Raw genomic sequence first — 17,706 nt, forward strand, 5'->3', positions numbered from 1 at the left:
GGGCCCGGCCGTGTTGCTGCTGTCCGGGCCTGGAGGGGCGCGAGCGGGCCACGCGGCGCCGCCCTCCCCGGTGAGGCCGGGTGAAGGGCCCCGCCGGGGAGGGCGGCGTCAGGTGCGTGCGACCTGCGAGGAATCGCCAGATGGCGCGAGCGACCGCCGCCCCCGTACGAGGGAGGCCGGATCGTATGGAAGTCGGACGGCGGCCGCGACCCCCTGTGGAGGAGGGCGGCTGCCGGTCGGCGACGGAGTGCTAGAGGCGACGGAGGACGGCCACCACCTTGCCCAGAACGCTGGCCTCGTCGCCGGGAATGGGCTCGTAGTTCGGGTTGTGAGGCACCAGCCACACGTGCCCGTCCTTGCGCTTGAACGTCTTGACCGTGGCCTCGCCCTCGATCATGGCGGCCACGATGTCGCCGCTCTCGGCGACCGGCTGCTGGCGGACGACCACCCAGTCGCCGTCGGCGATGGCGGCCTCGATCATCGAGTCACCGGCGACCTGGAGCAGGAAGAGCGTGCCCTCGCCGACGAGCTGCTTGGGAAGGGCGAAGACGTCCTCCACGCTCTCCTCGGCCAGGATCGGGCCACCGGCGGCGATGCGGCCCACGAGCGGCACGTAGGCGGCGGTCGGCCGGCTCACGGGCGCCTCGTCGTCGGTCGCGTCGGGGTCGACCCACAGCACGGGCTCGCCGGGCAGGCGCACCTCCAGGGCGCGCGGCCGATGCGGGTCGCGCCGCAGGTAGCCCTTGCGCTGCAGGGCGGTCAACTGGTGCGACACGCTGGACGTGCTCGTCAGCTGCACGGCCTCGCCGATCTCGCGCATCGAGGGCGGGTAGCCGCGCTGCTGCACCGAATCGCGGATCACTTCGAGGATCTTGCGCTGCCTGGGCGTCAGGCCCAGGGAGTCGCGTCGGCGCACCGCGAGGTCTGTGACCCCGTTCGCGTCTTCCCGCTCGCTCATGCTCTTCCTCCTCGCCTGGCGGCGGCCCGCCTCACCGGCGAACCTCCCGGTCCGTGGTCTTGATGTCGCACACAGCGACCGTATCGCTGTTGAAGATCATCTTCAAACAATTGTTCGAGTCTTCCTCGAAATTGTTGCCAGCGTGGTGTACAACATCGTACGGGAGTTCGATCGACACCGTGTTCGATTTGCTGATCATATTTTGGCCGCTTCCTCGGGCCAGACGGCGGGAGGTCAATCGTGCGAACGATCCCGAGCACCGACACGACCAGCGAAGACGTCAACCGGCTCACTCTCATCGCCGACGCCACCCGGGGGCGGGGCCGACGGGGGGACGACCCGCGTACGGGCTCCGGCCGGCACGAGAACCGGGCAGAACGGCCCGCGCCCGATTCGAACACCCGGCGGCGCCGTGCCGGCGGCTCCGGTGGCGCCGCGCGCGGCTCGGACCGCCCCCGTCTGTGGCTGGTCCCCTCGCCGCGCCCCGACGCGGACGCGGACACCGACCGGGCGGGGGCGCGGGACGGCGCGGAACCCCGCCTCACCGACGCCACGCTCACCGGCCGCCGCCACGCGGGCCGGGGCGTCGCTGCCGGGACGGACGTCACCCAGCTCCACGACCGACCGCCCGAGACCGCCTCCGCCGAACGCGAGCGGGGTTCGGGCCGACGGGCAGGGCGTCTGGCGCGGGGGCGCGAGGGGCGTCGTCCAGGGGCGGACGTGGCCGAGAAGCGAGGGGCCGGGGAGGCTCCGCGCGGCAAACAGCGCCGACGGCCACCCGAAGCACGCCGACGACGTCCGGAGGGCGAGGCGGAGGCGACGGAGACACGAGGCCGGGCGGCACGACAGACAGGACGGGCCTCGGCGGACCTGCCGGACGGCCGTCGGGAACGACGCCCGGACCCCCGAGGCGACCGCCCATGGGGACGGCGCCGCCCGGGCGAGCCCGTGAGCCGACTCGACGCTCGAAGGCGCCGCTCCGGTGACAGGGCGGCCGAGCAGACGGAGACGCAGGGGCGGCGTCGGGAGGAGACGGGCGGTCGGCTCGACACGCAGAGGCGAGGCCCGGGACAGACGGCGGAGCGGTTCGGGCGGCGGAGAAGGCGTTCGGGCGAGCCTTCTGACGGGGATCGGGGGCAGGTGGCGGGGCGGTTCGGGCGGCGGAGAGGGCGTTCGGGCGAGGCTGTGCAGCGGGGGCAGGTGCTGGCCGGGCCGGGGGGTTCGGGGCGTCGGGCGGCGCGAGGGGATGGGAGTTCCGGTGGGGGAGAGGTTCACGGGGGGCGTGAGGTGCTGGGGCGTGTCGTGGGGGTCGGAAGTGCTCGGGCCGGTAACGGCGGAGGGCGTGTGTGGAGTCGTCGGGCGTTGCGGCGGCCGGGGCGTGGCGTCGGAGTGATCGTGCGGAGTGGAGGGGGCAAGGCTCCCGCTCCTCCGGTGCGGCTGACCCGGCGGGGGCGGATCGTGCTCGTGGTGGGCATGGTGTTGCTGTCCTTGGGCGGGTTCTGGCTGGGGACGCGGGCGGCTGGGCATGCGGCCGCGGGTGCCGTGGTGCCTGGCCGTGCGGGGGTGTCGTCGGTGGAAGCCGTTCTGGGGGCCGGAGTGTGGGGGATCGCGGACGCGCGGTGACCGGCGGTGGGGCGGGGGCGCCTTGGCGGGTTGCCCGGCGCTCCGTCCCGGCGCCAGGCTGCACGTCCCTCCGCGCCGCCGACCGCCCACCGGCCGACCGTTGACGGCTGACCGCTGGGGGTCGGGGCCGGTCGGGCCGGTCTCGTCCGGAGCGCTGAGCCGCCGGTCCCGCCACCTCCGACGGGGGCGTCTGGGAGGGGTGAACTGACCGCGCCGCATCGCCTGTTCGCTTCTGGACGGGACAGGTCGGGCGCGTTCGCCTCCGGTGGTGACCTCTGGGAGGGGTGGGCCGGTCCCCTTCGCCTTCGCCGGTGGCCTCTGGGAGGGGCACGCCGGTCTCGCCCGCCGCCTCTGGGCGGGGCGGTCCTGTTGCGTCAAGGGGCCGGTTCCGGTGGGTGTGCGTGGGAGCAGGGCTGATCTGTGGTGGTGGCGGGTGCGGAGGTTCTTGTGGGGATTTCGGGGGTAGGGGGGAGGGTCTTTCGGGAGCCGTGGGAGGTGGGGGGAGGGTGTGGGCTCCGGTACCTTTGTGGGGCCTGTTTGGGCTGGTCGCCGTCGGGTGACGGAGGGCGGCCGGCGCGGGCGCGCGGGGGCCTGGCCGGGGGCGACACGCCCGGGGCCTGTGTGACTGAGGGGCTGATCAGCGACTTCGGCTCCACGGTGCCGCTCAACTTGCGTTCATGGTCGCGCGCTTCTACGGTTGGACCACAACATCTAGTAGTTACACCGATGTCGGTTCACCACACCTTGTGTTTCCGTGACCGCACCATGGCGAGCCGTGGGGCGTGCGCGAGCGTACCGCGGCGAGGGTTTTACGCGTGTGGTGTGCCGTGCAGGTCAAGGAGGCGAAGCCGTGCACTGTCCGTTCTGTCGCCACCCTGACACCAGGGTCATCGACAGCCGGTCCACGGACGACGGCGCGGCCATCCGGCGCCGCCGTACCTGTCCCGAGTGCGGGCGCAGGTTCACCACGCAGGAGACCGTCCTGCTGATGGTGAGCAAACGCAGCGGGGTGACGGAGCCGTTCTCGCGGGACAAGGTCGTCGCGGGCGTGCGGCGGGCCTGTCAGGGCAGGCCGGTCAGTGAGGACTCGCTGGCGCAGCTCGGGCAGCGCGTCGAGGAGGCCATCCGGGCCAAGGGCGCGGCCGAGCTGCCGTCGAACGAGGTGGGCCTGGCGATCCTCGGTCCGCTCCGGGAGCTGGACGAGGTGGCCTACCTGCGATTCGCATCGGTTTATCGCGGTTTCGAGAGCCTGGCGGACTTCGAAGCCGAGATCTCACAGTTGAAGGCGGAGAAGGGGGAGTCATGACGGACACGGCCAGCGGTTCAGTGGCGCGCGGGGGAAAGAGGCCGCGTAAGGGGTTGCGGATGAAGCGGATCTTCACCAAGCCCGGCGTGCACCCGTATGACGAGGTCCAGTGGGAGCGCCGTGACGTCGTGATGACGAACTGGCGCGACGGCTCGATCAACTTCGAGCAGCGGGGCGTCGAGTTCCCCGAGTCCTGGTCGGTGAACGCGGCCAACATCGTGACCACCAAGTACTTCCGCGGCGCCGTGGGCACGCCGCAGCGCGAGTGGAGCCTGAAGCAGCTCGTCGACCGGGTCGTCGGCGTCTACACCAGGACGGGCATCGAGCACGGCTACTTCGCCAGCGACGAGGACGCCGAGATCTTCGACCACGAGCTCAAGCACGCGCTGGTCCACCAGGTCTTCGCGTTCAACTCGCCGGTCTGGTTCAACGTGGGCACCGCGTCGCCGCAGCAGGTCAGCGCGTGTTTCATCCTCTCCGTGGACGACCAGATGGAGTCGATCCTGGAGTGGTACAAGGAAGAGGGCGTGATCTTCAAGGGCGGTTCGGGGTCGGGGGTCAACCTGTCCCGCATCCGTTCGTCCAAGGAGCTGCTCTCCAGCGGCGGCACGGCCAGCGGCCCGGTCAGCTTCATGCGCGGCGCGGACGCCTCCGCGGGCACGATCAAGTCGGGCGGCGCGACGCGCCGGGCGGCCAAGATGGTCGTGCTCGACGTCGACCACCCCGACATCGAGGAGTTCATCGAGACCAAGGCGCGCGAAGAGGACAAGGTTCGCGCCCTGCGTGACGCCGGTTTCGACATGGACCTGGGCGGCAAGGACATCGTCTCCGTCCAGTACCAGAACGCCAACAACTCGGTGCGCGTCTCCGACGAGTTCATGAAGGCGGTGGAGAAGGGCGACGAGTTCGGCCTGCGCGCCCGCCTGACCGGCGAGATCATCGAGAAGGTCGACGCCAAGGACCTGTTCCGCAAGATGGCCAAGGCCGCCTGGGAGTGCGCCGACCCGGGTGTGCAGTACGACGACACGATCAACGACTGGCACACCACGCCGGAGACCGGCCGGATCACCGCCAGCAACCCGTGCTCCGAGTACGTGCACCTGGACAACTCCTCGTGCAACCTGGCCAGCATCAACCTGCTGAAGTTCCTGAAGGACGACAACACCTTCAACGTCGCCGACTTCGTCAAGCTGACCGAGCTGATCATCACCGCGATGGACATCTCGATCACCTTCGCCGACTTCCCGACCGAGCGGATCGGCGAGACCACGCGGGCCTACCGCCAGCTCGGCATCGGCTACGCCAACCTGGGCGCGCTGCTCATGGCCACGGGCCACGCCTACGACTCCGACGGCGGCCGCGCGGTGGCCGGGGCGATCACGTCGCTGATGACCGGTGTGTCCTACCGACGCAGCGCCGAGCTGGCCGGCGTGGTGGGGGCGTACGACGGTTATGCCCGCAACGCCGAGCCGCACAAGCGGGTCATGCGCAAGCACGCCGCGGCCAACGACAACCTGCGCACGGTCGGCACCATGGACGCGAAGATCCACGCCGAGGCGTCGCGCCAGTGGTCGGAGTGCCTGAAGGTCGGCGAGAAGAACGGCTACCGCAACGCCCAGGCCAGCCTGCTCGCCCCCACCGGCACCATCGGCCTGATGATGGACTGCGACACCACCGGCATCGAGCCCGACCTCGCGCTGGTCAAGTTCAAGAAGCTGGTCGGCGGCGGCTCGATGCAGATCGTCAACCAGACGATCCCGCGGGCGCTCAAGCAGCTCGGCTACCAGCAGGAGCAGATCGAGGCCATCGTCGAGTACATCGGCGAGCACAGCCACGTCGTCGACGCCCCCGGCCTGCGCAAGGAGCACTACGAGGTGTTCGACTGCGCGATGGGCGAGCGGGCCATCGCGCCGATGGGCCACGTGCGGATGATGGCGGCGACCCAGCCGTTCCTGTCCGGCGCGATCTCCAAGACGGTCAACCTGCCGGAGTCGGCCTCGATCGACGACATCGAGCAGGTCTACCTGGAGGGCTGGAAGCTCGGCCTGAAGGCGCTGGCCGTCTACCGCGACAACTGCAAGGTCGGCCAGCCGCTGTCGGCCGGCAACGGCGCCAAGAAGGACGAGCCGAAGGCCGTCGAGGCCGAGCCCGAGGTCAAGGTCATCGAGGTCAACCGGCCGACCCGGCGGCGCATGCCCAACCAGCGTCCCAGCATGACCACCCGTTTCACCGTGGGCGGGGCCAAGGGCTACATGACCGCTTCGTCCTACCCTGACGACGGGCTCGGCGAGGTCTTCCTCAAGATGTCCAAGCAGGGCTCGACGCTGGCGGGCGTCATGGACGCCTTCTCGGTGGCGATCTCCATCGGCCTCCAGTACGGGGTGCCGCTGGAGACGTACATGAGCAAGTTCGTCAACATGCGGTTCGAGCCGGCGGGCATGACGGACGACCCGGACATCCGGATGGCCACGTCGGTGATGGACTACATCTTCCGACGTCTGGCCCTCGACCACCTGCCCTACGACGAGCGGGCGGCCCTCGGCATCTTCTCGGCGGCCGAGCGCGCCGCGCAGCAGCGCGGCGAGGACCCGGCGGCGCTGCAGGAGGCGGTCGACCGCGAGGCGCTGGCCCAGTCGGCGCCGATCGAGGAGAAGCCGAAGCCGGAGCCGGTCAAGGAGCTGACGCTGGAGAGCCACCAGCGGTTCACCGCCGACGCGCCGCTCTGCATGACCTGCGGCACCAAGATGCGGCCCGCCGGAAGCTGCTACGTCTGCGAGGGCTGCGGCTCGACCAGCGGTTGCAGCTGATCCGAGTTGCTGAGCTGAGCTGAGGGGGATCCGGGAACGGGTCCCCCTCAGCGGCGTTCGCGGGGTCAGGTCTCGGTCAGCACGTCGCGCAGGACGTCGGGCCGGTCGGTGATGATGCCGTCCACCTGGTACGTCAGCAGGCGGCGCATGACGTCGGGGCTGTCGACCGTCCAGGCGAAGACCTTCATGCCGTGGTCGTGGACGAGCCGCACGTACGAAGGGGTGATCCCGGCGTACGGCGGGTTGACGTATGTCGCGAACCTGGACAGGCCGGACAGCGTGTCGGCGTCCGGCGTGCCGAGCAGCCCGATCGGCACCTCGGGCAGCAGCCGGTGGAAGGCGCGCATCGAGTCCCAGTCGAACGACTGCGCCACCAGCCGCCCCGGCATGAGCCAGACGGGATCGGCGCGCAGCGCGCGGACGATGCGTTCCTCGATGCCCGGGTAGAGCCGGGGCTCCTTGACCTCCATCAGCAGGCCGACGCGGGAACCGGCCATCGCGCGCAGCGCCTCCTGGAGGGTCGGGACCCGTTCGCCGGTGTACTCCCGGTCGAACCAGGAACCCGCGTCCAGCCTGCGGATCTGCGCGAGCGTGAGGTCGCGCACCCGCCAGGGGGCCAGCTCGGGCAGGACGTGCTCGACGTCGGTGGTCCGGGTGAGGGTGGTGTCGTGCATCAGGACCAGCTCGTGGTCCTTGGTCTCCTGGACGTCCAGCTCGAACATGGCGGCCCCCTGGCGGGCGGCGAGCTGGAAGGCGGCGACGGTGTTCTCCGGCGCGTACGCCGACGCGCCCCGATGGGCGACGTCGACCACAGTGCCGACCACAGTGCCGACCACAGTGCCGACCACAGTGCCGACCACAGTGCCGACCGCAGTGCCGACCGCGGCGGCGGGTGGTGAGGCCAGGGCCAGGAGGACGAGGGGCAGGGACAGGGCGAGTCGCCGGAACATGGATCTCCTCGGTTGGGGGAGGGGACCGACAAACCCGACCATGACAAGGCCGGATGACCGCGAGTTGAGGGCTCGGTAACGGAGTGGTGCCCGCCGGATGAGACTTTGACACCGCGGGCGGCAAGGCTTCTGGGACACGCGTGAGGGGCGGGTCGCCCGTGGCGGCCCGCCCCTCCGGTGTGCAGGTGTTACCTGAGGCCACCGTCCAGCGCGGTGGTGAGGACGCCGGTGTCACCCGACATCTCCCAGATCATCGCGCCCAGCAGCCCCTTGCTCTTGAGCCAGGCGGTCTTCTTACCGATCGACCAGGCGTCGTCGAACGACCACCACTGGCCGTTGTTGCCGGTGTAGCAGTAGGTGGCGACGGCCACCTCGTCATGGCGGACCGTGCAGCCGGGCACCATGGCGAGCAGGTTGCTGTAGCCGCGGGTGCCCGCCTCCTCCTGGAACTGGCCGGGAGCCGCGCCGTGCGCGTCCTGCCACTCGCCGGCCTTGCCGCCGTCGGTCACCTGCTGCCAGCCGCGGCCGTAGTAGGCCAGGCCGATGGTGAGCTTGCGCGGGTTGACGCCGGCCTGGAGGTAGACGTCGACGGCCTTCTCCACGCTGAAGTCCGGGTTGTACGGGCTGTCCGCGTCGAGGTACAGGTTGCCCTGGTGGCCGGTGCGGTTCGGCTCCCAGGAGTTGTCGCTGCCCGCGCCGTGGAAGTCGTAGCCCTGGATGTTGAAGATGTCCAGCGACTTGGCCACCTCGGGCAGGTCCCAGCCGGCGGCGATCTTGGCCGGGTCGGCCGGGGTGAACGCCGTGAGCTGGTACCGCTTGCCGGTCGTCGTCGTCAGCGCGTCGAGCTGGCGGCGGAACTCGGCGATGAGCAGCGTGTTGTTGGCCTTGTCGTTGGCGCCCACGTGGTTGCCCGCGTGTCCTTCGGCGCCCGGCCACTCCCAGTCGAGGTCGATGCCGTCGAAGATGCCGGCGGCCGTGCCCGGCCCGCCCTTGCCGTTGTAGTCGGGCAGGTTGCCCTTGATGTAGGTGTCGATGCAGGAGGACACGAACTTCTTGCGCGAGGCGTCGGTCGCCGCCACGTCGGAGAAGTACTTGGAGTACGTCCAGCCGCCGAGCGAGATCAGCACCTTGAGGTTCGGGTACTTCGCCTTGAGCTTCTTGAGCTGGTTGAAGTTGCCCTGGAGCTTCTCCCAGCCGGTGTCGGCGACGCCGTCGACCGACTGGGCGGAGCTGAACGGCCTGCCGTAGTCGGCCTCGGCGTCACCGGCGCCGTCGCCCTGGTTCGGGTCCTGCGGGTCGGACGTGGTGCCCTTGGTGACGCCCTGCAGGCAGGTCAGGTTCTTGGAGTCGATGTTGGCGAAGGCGTAGTTGATGTGGGTCAGCTTCGCCGCGTTCCCGGTGGTGTCGAGGTTGCGGACGAAGTACTGGCGGCCGTAGATGCCCCACTGCACGAAGTAGCCGACGCGGGCGTACCCGGTCTCGACGATGTCCGACGTCGTCACCTTCACCGGGGTGGAGGCGGCGGAGAGGTTGTCGTACAGGTCGCGGGCCTTGACCGTGAAGGTGTACTCGGTCGAGGGGGACAGGCCGGAGACGACCGCCGTGGTGCCCGTGACGGTCGTGGCCAGGGTCGAGCCGACGAAGACGTCGTAGTTGGCGACGCCGGTGTTGTCGGTGGAGGCGGTCCAGGCCAGCGAGACGCTGCTGGACGACTTGGCCGTGCTGCGCAGGCCCGACGGCACCGAGGGCGCCTGCGAGTCGTCGGCCGGGTTGCGGGTGGTCACCTTCAGCGGCGCGGAGGCGGCCGACAGCGTGCCCTTGCGGTCCTTGGCCTTGACGGTGAAGGTGTACTCGGTGTTCGGCGTCAGGCCGGAGACGGTGCCGGAGGTCTCGGTGACCGAGGCGGCCAGGGCCGTGCCGTTGTAGATCTCGTACCCGACGATGGGGAGGCTGCCCTGGGTGGCGGCGTCCCAGGCGAGCGAGACGGTCTTGGTGGTCTTGACCGGCGAGCGCAGGTTCCCGGGGGCGCCGGGCGGCACGTCGGGGGTGCCGTCGCAGTTGACGTCGTTGATCCGGCAGCTCGTCGGCTCGGCGTTGGCGGAGCTCACGGTGAAGCTCGGGCTGTAGGGCTCGGTGGTCGCGCCCGCGTTCACGGTGGTGTTGTAGTGGACGGGGGTCAGCGTGACCGTCCGCCCGCTCTGGGTGAGCGAGCCGTTCTGGGCGTTGCTCGCGGTGACGCCGGCGGGCAGGTCGAAGACGATCGACCAGCCGGTCAGCGCCGTCGTGCTGTTGTTGGCGACGATGAACTTGGCGGAGGTGCCGCTGACGTCGTACGTGGCGCTGACCGGGGGCTTGGCGGGCGGGTCACCGCCGGTGCCGTCGCAGTTGGCGCCGTTGATCAGGCAGCTCGTCGGCTGGACGGCCGAGCTCAGCGTGACCTTGGGGCTGTAGGGCTCGGTGTTCTTCCCCGCCTGCACGGTGTTGATGTAGAAAGCGGGGGTGAGCGTCACCTTGGTGCCGTTCTGGCGGATGGTGGCGTTCTGGGGGTTGCTCGCGGTGACCCCGGACGGCAGCTCGAAGACGATCGACCAGCCGCTGACGGCGGTCGTGCCCGGGTTGCTCACCAGGAAGGTGCCCATGTTCCCGGAGAGGGAGAACGTGGCGATGAGGCGGCTCGCGGCCTGTGCGGGAAGGGTGCACATGCCGATGATCACGAGAACAGCGATCAGGGGGGTGACTAATCGGCGCACGTCAAGGACCTTTCATTAAAGAAAGTTTCCTAACAATTACGCGGATCGTAAGCCCGTCCCACTGAACTTGCAAGAGCCTGTCTGATCTAGCCTGACAAGATGAGAGGGGTGCTGCCGGTCCTGCTGTCGGCGTGGTTCATGGCCCAGTTCGACTTCTTCGTGGTCAACGTGGCCGCGCCCGCCGTCGAGCACGACCTGAACGCCGGACCGGCGGCCCTGGAGCTGATCGTCGCCGGGTACGCCTTCACGTACGCGGCCGGCATGATCACCGGCGGCCGGCTCGGCGACCGCTACGGCTACCGTCGCCTGTTCGTCCACGGGGTGGCCGGTTTCACCGTCGCCTCGGTGTTGTGCGGCCTGGCCCCCGGAGCGGCCTGGCTGGTGGCCGCCCGCCTGCTCCAGGGCCTGGCGGGCGCCGTCATGGTGCCCCAGGTGCTGGCCATGATCTCGGCCGTCTACCCGCCGGAGCGGCGCGGCCGCGCCATCGGCTGGTACGGCGCCGCCGGCGGCCTCGGCTCCATCGCCGGCCAGGTGCTCGGCGGCCTGCTGCTCACCGCCGACGTGCTCGGCCTCGGCTGGCGGGTCATCTTCCTGATCAACCTGCCGGTCGGCCTGGTCGTCGTGCCGCTGGCCCGCCGGCTGCTGCCCGAGGCCGACCGTCGCGAGCCCGTCGCGTTCGACCTGCCGGGCGCGGCCGGGCTCGCCGCCGGGCTGGCGCTGCTGCTGGTGCCGCTCGGCCTGGGCAACAGCCTGGGCTGGCCCGCCTGGACGTGGGCCGCCATGGCGGCGAGCGCGCCGGTGTTCGCGCTGACCTGGTGGTGGCAGCGGGCCCTGGCCGCCCGCGGCGGGCAGCCGGTGCTCGACCTCGGCCTGCTCAAGGTCCACTCCTACCTGGCGGGCGTGGCGGCGATCGTCGCGTTCATGGCGTACTTCGCCTCGTTCATGTTCACGCTGACGCTGCTGCTGCAGAACGGGCTCGGGCTCACCGCGTTCCAGGCGGGGCTGGCGTTCGCACCGATGGGCGTGCTGTTCACCGTGACCTCGCTGCTGGGCACCCGCCTGGTCAGCCGGTACGGGCTCGTCGTCGTCATGGTGGGCGGCCTGGTCACCGCCCTGGGGCTGGCGCTGCTGGTGGTGGGGGCCGGGCGCGGGCTGCCGTACATCATGGTCGCGCTCGTGCTCGTGGGCTCGGGCAACGGCCTGGTCCTGCCCCGGCTCATCGGCGCCGCGCTGGTGGAGGTCGCGCCGCACCAGGCCGGCATCGGGTCGGGGGTGCTCAGCACGGCGCAGCAGTTCGCCGGCGCGGGCGGCGTCGCCGTGATCGGGGCGGTCTACTTCGCGGTCGCCGAGGGCGGCCACCACGCGCGGGCCATGCGCTGGTCGGCCGCCATCGACCTGGCGCTGATCCTGCTCGTGGTCGCGATGGTGGCCTACAACCGGCGGCGCGCCGTCAGGAGGGCGTCGGCAGCAGGGTCCCGTAGAGCCGCCTGACCCTGATCCTGACCACCAGCCGGCGGTCGGCGACCATGCGGTGCAGGAACGCCAGCTCGCCCCCGGCGTCGCCGAACGACGGCTGCATGGCCAGCAGCTCCAGCCCCACCTCGTCACCCGGCCGGTCGCTCACGGGGGACAGCTCGGCCTCGCCCTCGGCGACGGCGTAGGAGCCGAAGTCGTCGCTGGCGACGTAGAGCGCGCAGCGGGCGTCCTTGTGCAGGCGGCGTACCGTGAGCCGGTCGGCGACGGTCGAGATCCGCACCACCCGGGGCCTGGGGTCCCAGGTGTAGACCACGGTGGACAGTTGCGGGGGGCCGCCTGAGCCGTTGGTGGCGAGCGCGCCGAAGCGCTGGCCGGCGAGCAGCGCCGACAGAGCCTCCTCGGGCAGCTCCAGCGGCTGTGCCCCCATCGCCCCCATACCGCCCATTGCCTCCTGTGACATCCCTCGACCCCCGTCGTGATGCGGAGCTGTCAGCCTATCCCGAGTTGTCGGGAGAGTGACTGTGCGTCGGAGATCACCCAATATTCGGAGAATCGTCCGTCCGTCGCACGCAGGAGGTCGTGCCCGGAGAACGAGATCCGGGTGCCCGGCGGGGCGCTCGCGCCGGGCAGGCCGCCCCGGTAGGCGCCGCTGAACGTCCACCGGGCGGCGACCAGGTCACCGTCGACGGCCGGGCCCACGTCGAGCGTGACCCGGACGTCGTCGAACGGCTCGCGGCCCTGCCGGATCGCCTCGGCCAGCCCTTCGGGGCCGCGCACGTCCTGGCCGGGCCAGTGGCCGACGAATTCCCGGGTGACCAGGTCGGGCGCGAGGGAGAGGTCGCCGTTCCACAGTTCGAGCAGCCAGCGCTCGTACAGTTCGGTCAGCATGGCGGTACGCCTACCCCCGCGCGACGGGCTCAGCCGCAGTTGCCCCAGCTGGTACGGCCACCGCCGGCGATGGACCCGCTGGTCGCCTGGATCGTGCCCCAGTACTGCACGCAGGCGTTCTTGGCCCAGTACTTGACCGGCCCGGCGTACTGCCCGAACTTGCCGGCGTCTATGCGCACGATCGAGTCCTGCTTCTGGTTGCGCGCCTTGTGCATGACGGTGAGCCTGGCGCTCATCTGCGTCTTCGAGCCGATGAAGCGCGACTTGACCGTGACGACGCAGTTCTCGCCGGTGCCGCGGTTGTAGAGCAGGTAGACCGTGCCGTAACGCTCGCCTCTCTGGGTCTTGACGGGCCTCGTGCCGTCGGAGACGAGCCCGAAGCCGGAGCCGCAGATGCTCTGCGGGCTGCTCGCGGTTGTGGCCTCCGCCGGGGCCGCGAGCACGCCGCTGAAGGCGATCGCAGCCGTGAGAAGGATTGCCTTTGACGGCATACGCACTAGTACGTCCCTTTCGGTTGGCCTTGACTCAAGATCTCGACAAGCATGCCCGAAACTCGGTTATCGGTCCAGTTTTATGGAGGAAAGCATGGCGACTGTAGGTTTCCGCTATGACTCTCGCCATCATCAACGGATATGTCGTACCGGTTGACGGGGATCCCATCGAGGGCGGCACCGTCCTGGTCGACGACGGGAAGATCGTCACGGTGGGGCGGGACGTGCCGATCCCCGGCTCGGCCACCGTCGTGGACGCGGGCGGCGGCTGGGTGCTCCCCGGTTTCGTCGAGGCGCACGGCCACCTCGGCGTGTACGAGGAGGCCGAGGGCTGGGCCGGCAACGACACCAACGAGATGACCGACCCCAACGGCGCCCGGCTGCGCGCCCTCGACGCCATCAACCCGGCCGACCAGGGCTTCGCCGACGCGCTGTCCGGCGGCGTCACCACGGCCGTGATCAAGCCGGGGTCCGGCAACCCGATCGGCGGGCAGACGGTCGCGGTCAAGTGCTGGGGCAGGTCCGTCGACGAGATGCTGGTCAGACAGCCGGTGAGCGTGAAGAGCGCGCTGGGGGAGAACCCCAAACGCGTCTACGGCGACCAGAAGAAGCTGCCCTCCACCCGGCAGGGCGTGGCCGCGGTGATCCGCGACGCGCTCATGAAGGCGCAGGACTACAGGGCGAAGAAGGCCGCGGCCGAGCGCGAGGACAAGCCGTTCGACCGCGACGGCACGCTGGAGATCCTGGCCCGGGTGCTCGACGGCGAGCTGCCGTGGTGCCAGCACGCCCACCGCGCCGACGACATCGCCACCGCGCTGCGCCTGGCCGACGAGTTCGGCTACCGGCTGATCCTCAACCACGGCACCGAGGGCCACCTGCTGGCCGACACGCTGGCCGAGCGGAACGTGCCGGTCATCATCGGCCCGCTGTTCACCAGCCGGTCGAAGGTCGAGCTGCGGCAGCGCGCCCTGCGCAACCCGGGCATCCTCGCGCGGGCCGGGGTCGAGCTGGCGATCACCACCGACCATCCGGTGGTCCCCATCCACTTCCTCGTCCACCAGGCCACCCTCGCGGTCAAGGAGGGGCTCGACCGGGACACCGCGCTGCGCTCGATCACCGTCAACCCGGCCCGCATCATGGGCCTCGACGACCGGGTGGGCTCGCTCCGGCCCGGCCTCGACGGCGACGTGGTCATCTGGTCCGGCGACCCCCTCGACGTGATGAGCCGGGCGCTGCGGGTGTTCATCGCCGGGCGCGAGGTGTACTCCTACGTGGACGGGGAATCCGTCGTCGCCGATCCCTATTACCGCGAGTCACGGTGATGTAAGCGACTGTCAAGTGCGCGACGGCCGGGAACGCTCATAGTAGGTGCACTGAGTCGGAGAAAGGCGCCCCCCATGACAGCTCCGCAGTTCGCCAGGAGACCCAGCAAGGCGCTCCTGATCGGCCTGGTGGTCTCAGGCGTCCTCGCGCTGATCGTCCTCGGTCTCATGCTGCGCAAGGGAGGGCCGGTCGGGTTCGGGCTGTCGGCCGTGCTGGGGCTGGCGCCGCTGCCGGTGCTGCTGGCCGCCGTGCTCTCGCTCGACCGGCTGGAGCCCGAGCCGAAGCTGCACCTCGCCTTCGCCTTCGCGTGGGGCGCGGGCCTGGCGATCGTGCTGGGCGTCGGGCTGACGCTGGCCGGGCAGGCGCTGTTCCTGCGGGCCGGGTACGGCGCCCAGCTCGTCAACGACGTCGGCACCGTGTTCCTGGCCCCGGTGATCGAGGAGGCGCTGAAGGGCTCGGCGCTGCTGCTGCTCCTGCGCCGGAAACAGGAGATCGACGGCCTGACCGACGGCATCGTCTACGCCTCCATGGCGGGTCTCGGCTTCGCCGCCGTGGAGAACATCGGCTACTACCTGATCGCGTTCGGCCAGGACGGCACCGGCGCCGCGGTGCGGCTGTTCGTGCTCAGGGGGCTGATCGACCCGCTCGGCCATCCCATCTACACCTCGATGATCGGCCTCGGCGTCGCCTACGCGCTCACCCGCCGCACGCCCGCCAGGTTCGCCGCGATCCCGCTCGGCTACCTGGGCGCGGTCGTGCTGCACGGGCTCTGGAACGGCGCCGCCTCCACCCAGTCGCTGGCCTGGCTGGGCGCGGCGTACCTGGTGATCATGGTGGCGCTGGTCCTGCTCATCGTGGTCACCGTCGTCGAACGCCGTCAGCTCGTCTCGAAGATGGGCGTCTACCTGCCCGGCTACGGCAGCACCGGCCTGGTCACGGCGGACGACCTCACGATGCTCAGCACGCTCAAGGCGCGCAAGGCGGCCCGCAAGTGGGCCAGGGGGGCCGGGCTCGGCCGCGCGATGAGCGACTACCAGCAGGCCGCGACCGAACTGACCGTGCTGCACCTGCGGGCCGAACGCCAGGGCATGGACCCGGGCCGGTTCGAGACGGAACGCGCCGCCCTGCTCACCTCCATGGCCCACGCCCGCCGCTGGTAGCGGGGGCGGGCTCACGGGTGGGTGAGCAGCGCGGCGGGGGCCGTGACGGGTCAGGTTCACGGGCGGGTGAGCAGCGCGGCCAGGGCCGTGGCCGCGCTCAGCACGATGCAGGCCGCCACCGCCACCGTCGCCCCCTGCTCCACACCGAACGCGCCGACGACCGCCGCCACGCCGGCCGCGCCCAGGGAGGAGCCGACGTACCGGGCGGTGTTGTTGGCGCCCGACCCCATGCTGACCCGGTGGGCCGGCACGCTCTCGATCGCCAGATGGGTGATCGAGGAGTTGATCAGCCCTGACCCGGCGCCGCTCACCACCAGCCCGGCCACGACCAGCGGCAGGTCCAGCGAGCCGCCCACGCCCAGCAGGCCCGCGAACCCGAGCGCGGTCAGGCCGAGGCCGAGGGCCAGCCGGGCGGCGGTGCGCAGGCGTACCAGCCGGGACAGCAGCGACACCGCGAACGACGTGCCCGACCAGAGGCAGAACAGCAGACCGGTCTGCAACGGCGTCAGCGCGTGCGCGGTCTGCAGCACGGTCGGCAGGTAGCTGAGCAGGCCCACGACCGCCGCCCCGACGACCAGCGCGCCGCCGGTGGCGACCAGGAACACCGGCCGTCCGAACAGCTCCAGGTCGAGCAGCGGCTCCGGCCGCCGGCGCTCCACCGCCACGAACGCCGCCACCAGCACCGCCGCCAGCACGAACGCCCCGATCACCACCGGACGCCCCCACCCGGCACGCCCTTCGGTCACGCCCGCGACCAGCGCCCCGACGCCCAGGCTGAGCAGCAGCACGCCCGGCACGTCGAACCGGCGCGGCGCGGGGGAGCGCGACTCGTCCAGCAAGCGTGCCGACGCCGCCGCCAGGACGACCGCGCCGGCCGACAACACCCAGTAGACCGCCCGCCAGCTCACCGCCATGGCCAGCGCGCCGGAGACCAGCGGGCCCACCGCCGTGCCCAGCCCGATCATGGCGCCGTAGAGTCCCGTGGCCCGCACCCGCGCGGCGCCGGAGGGGTAGGCATGGCCGACGATGCCCAGGCTGGCGGCCAGCATCGCCGCGCTCGCCCCGCCCTGCACCAGCCTGGCCAGCACGAACACCGGCACCGACGTGCTCAGCGCGGCCGCCACCCCGGCGACCGCCAGCACCGCCGACCCCCACACCAGCACCCGCCTGCGCCCGTGGTCGTCGGCCAGCCCGCCGGAGACCAGCAGCAGCGCCGACAGCCCGAGCGAGATCCCGCCCAGCATCCACACCGGCCCCGTCGCCCCCGCGCCCAGGGACGCGGCCGTCTGCGGCAACGTCACCATCGGGACCGTGTAGTTCGTCAGCACCAGCAGGGGCGCCGAGGACGCCACGGCGAGCGTGCCCGGCCGGACCCGAGTCAGTTCGGTCATTGAACTCATTCGCGCAACGTACCACGGTTCGATGAATGAACTAACATGGGTTCCATGGCGCTCGGCAAGAACTACGAAGGCCAGGACTGCTCGCTGGCCAGGGCCCTGGAAGTGATCGGCGAACGGTGGACGCTCCTGGTGGTCCGCGACGCCATGTACGGCGTACGCCGCTACGGCGACTTCCTCGCCCACCTCGACATCCCCAGGGCGGTCCTGTCCCAGCGGCTCGGCGCGCTGGTCGAGGTCGGCGTCCTGGTCAAGAGCCGCTACCAGGACAACCCGCCCCGCGACGAGTACGTCCTGACCGCCGTGGGCCGCGAGCTGTGGGTCCCCCTGCTGGCCCTGTCCCAGTGGGGCGAGCGCAACCTCGGCGGGGCCGGGCCGCGCCGCCTGTTCCACCACGTGACCTGCGGCGCCCGGCTCGACCCCGTGTCCCGGTGCCCGTCGTGCGGCACGGTCGTCGGGGTGGAGGAGATCGAGGTGCGCCCCGGCCCCGGCCTGGAGCACAACAGGGACGACCCGGTCAGCATGGTGTTGCGTGAGCCCCACAGGATGCTCGCTCCGGTCTCCTGACAGAATCGGG

The 17,706-nt window shown here is 71.0% G+C and carries 13 protein-coding genes; 6 read left to right on the forward strand and 7 right to left on the reverse strand.

What is annotated here, in order from left to right:
* Window positions 1-250 precede the first annotated feature (250 nt).
* Window positions 251-958: a transcriptional repressor LexA gene (gene lexA / locus ACIA8R_RS36600; RefSeq protein ID WP_352325993.1), complete on the reverse strand. Its 708-nt coding sequence runs from the start codon at window positions 956-958 to the stop codon at window positions 251-253.
* Between the two features lie 2,473 nt (window positions 959-3,431).
* Here lexA and nrdR point away from each other — a divergent pair.
* Both nrdR and ACIA8R_RS36610 read left to right on the forward strand, forming a co-directional pair.
* Complete coding sequence (gene nrdR / locus ACIA8R_RS36605) at window positions 3,432-3,887, forward strand: transcriptional regulator NrdR (protein ID WP_103955744.1); 456 nt, start codon at window positions 3,432-3,434, stop codon at window positions 3,885-3,887.
* Window positions 3,884-6,694, forward strand: a complete 2,811-nt coding sequence (locus tag ACIA8R_RS36610) for a vitamin B12-dependent ribonucleotide reductase (RefSeq protein ID WP_364090763.1) — start codon at window positions 3,884-3,886, stop codon at window positions 6,692-6,694. Before nrdR ends, ACIA8R_RS36610 begins: the two co-directional genes overlap by 4 nt.
* Window positions 6,695-6,759: 65 nt before the next feature.
* Here the strand turns inward: ACIA8R_RS36610 and ACIA8R_RS36615 are convergent, their stop codons facing one another.
* Both ACIA8R_RS36615 and ACIA8R_RS36620 read right to left on the reverse strand, forming a co-directional pair.
* Window positions 6,760-7,644: a glycerophosphodiester phosphodiesterase gene (locus ACIA8R_RS36615; RefSeq protein WP_397042299.1), complete on the reverse strand. Its 885-nt coding sequence runs from the start codon at window positions 7,642-7,644 to the stop codon at window positions 6,760-6,762.
* A 188-nt stretch (window positions 7,645-7,832) separates the two neighbouring features.
* On the reverse strand, window positions 7,833-10,394 hold the full coding sequence (locus tag ACIA8R_RS36620; RefSeq protein WP_397042300.1) for a glycosyl hydrolase family 18 protein: 2,562 nt from the start codon (window positions 10,392-10,394) through the stop codon (window positions 7,833-7,835).
* A 99-nt stretch (window positions 10,395-10,493) separates the two neighbouring features.
* On the opposite strand from ACIA8R_RS36620, the gene ACIA8R_RS36625 reads away from it, so the two are divergent.
* Window positions 10,494-11,885, forward strand: coding sequence for an MFS transporter (locus ACIA8R_RS36625; protein ID WP_364090753.1), 1,392 nt, complete (start codon window positions 10,494-10,496; stop codon window positions 11,883-11,885).
* On the opposite strand, the gene ACIA8R_RS36630 is transcribed toward ACIA8R_RS36625, so the two are convergent.
* The 3 genes from ACIA8R_RS36630 to ACIA8R_RS36640 all read right to left on the reverse strand — a co-directional run bounded on the left by ACIA8R_RS36630 (window position 11,845) and on the right by ACIA8R_RS36640 (window position 13,249).
* A complete protein-coding gene (locus ACIA8R_RS36630; RefSeq protein WP_397042301.1) occupies window positions 11,845-12,297 on the reverse strand; it encodes a pyridoxamine 5'-phosphate oxidase family protein in 453 nt (150 codons plus the stop codon). The two genes, ACIA8R_RS36625 and ACIA8R_RS36630, sit on opposite strands and share 41 nt — an antisense overlap.
* Before the next feature lie 62 nt (window positions 12,298-12,359).
* Complete coding sequence (locus ACIA8R_RS36635) at window positions 12,360-12,758, reverse strand: ester cyclase (protein ID WP_364090747.1); 399 nt, start codon at window positions 12,756-12,758, stop codon at window positions 12,360-12,362.
* A gap of 29 nt (window positions 12,759-12,787) precedes the next feature.
* Window positions 12,788-13,249, reverse strand: a complete 462-nt coding sequence (locus ACIA8R_RS36640; protein WP_397042302.1) for a hypothetical protein — start codon at window positions 13,247-13,249, stop codon at window positions 12,788-12,790.
* Between the two features lie 116 nt (window positions 13,250-13,365).
* Between ACIA8R_RS36640 and ACIA8R_RS36645 the strand changes: the two genes are divergently transcribed.
* Window positions 13,366-14,571 carry an amidohydrolase gene (locus ACIA8R_RS36645; protein ID WP_364090741.1) on the forward strand — a complete coding sequence of 402 codons (1,206 nt, stop codon included), beginning with the start codon at window positions 13,366-13,368 and terminating at the stop codon, window positions 14,569-14,571.
* A gap of 75 nt (window positions 14,572-14,646) precedes the next feature.
* Window positions 14,647-15,732 carry a PrsW family intramembrane metalloprotease gene (locus ACIA8R_RS36650; RefSeq protein ID WP_364090738.1) on the forward strand — a complete coding sequence of 362 codons (1,086 nt, stop codon included), beginning with the start codon at window positions 14,647-14,649 and terminating at the stop codon, window positions 15,730-15,732.
* Window positions 15,733-15,788: 56 nt separating this feature from the next.
* Here ACIA8R_RS36650 and ACIA8R_RS36655 read toward each other — a convergent pair whose 3' ends face one another.
* Window positions 15,789-17,123, reverse strand: coding sequence for an MFS transporter (locus ACIA8R_RS36655; RefSeq protein ID WP_364090735.1), 1,335 nt, complete (start codon window positions 17,121-17,123; stop codon window positions 15,789-15,791).
* A gap of 54 nt (window positions 17,124-17,177) precedes the next feature.
* Here ACIA8R_RS36655 and ACIA8R_RS36660 point away from each other — a divergent pair, with 54 nt between their 5' ends.
* Window positions 17,178-17,696: a helix-turn-helix domain-containing protein gene (locus tag ACIA8R_RS36660; protein WP_357698629.1), complete on the forward strand. Its 519-nt coding sequence runs from the start codon at window positions 17,178-17,180 to the stop codon at window positions 17,694-17,696.
* Window positions 17,697-17,706: the final 10 nt, after the last annotated feature.

Source organism: Nonomuraea sp. NPDC051191 (assembly GCF_044455665.1).
Classification (GTDB): domain Bacteria; phylum Actinomycetota; class Actinomycetes; order Streptosporangiales; family Streptosporangiaceae; genus Nonomuraea.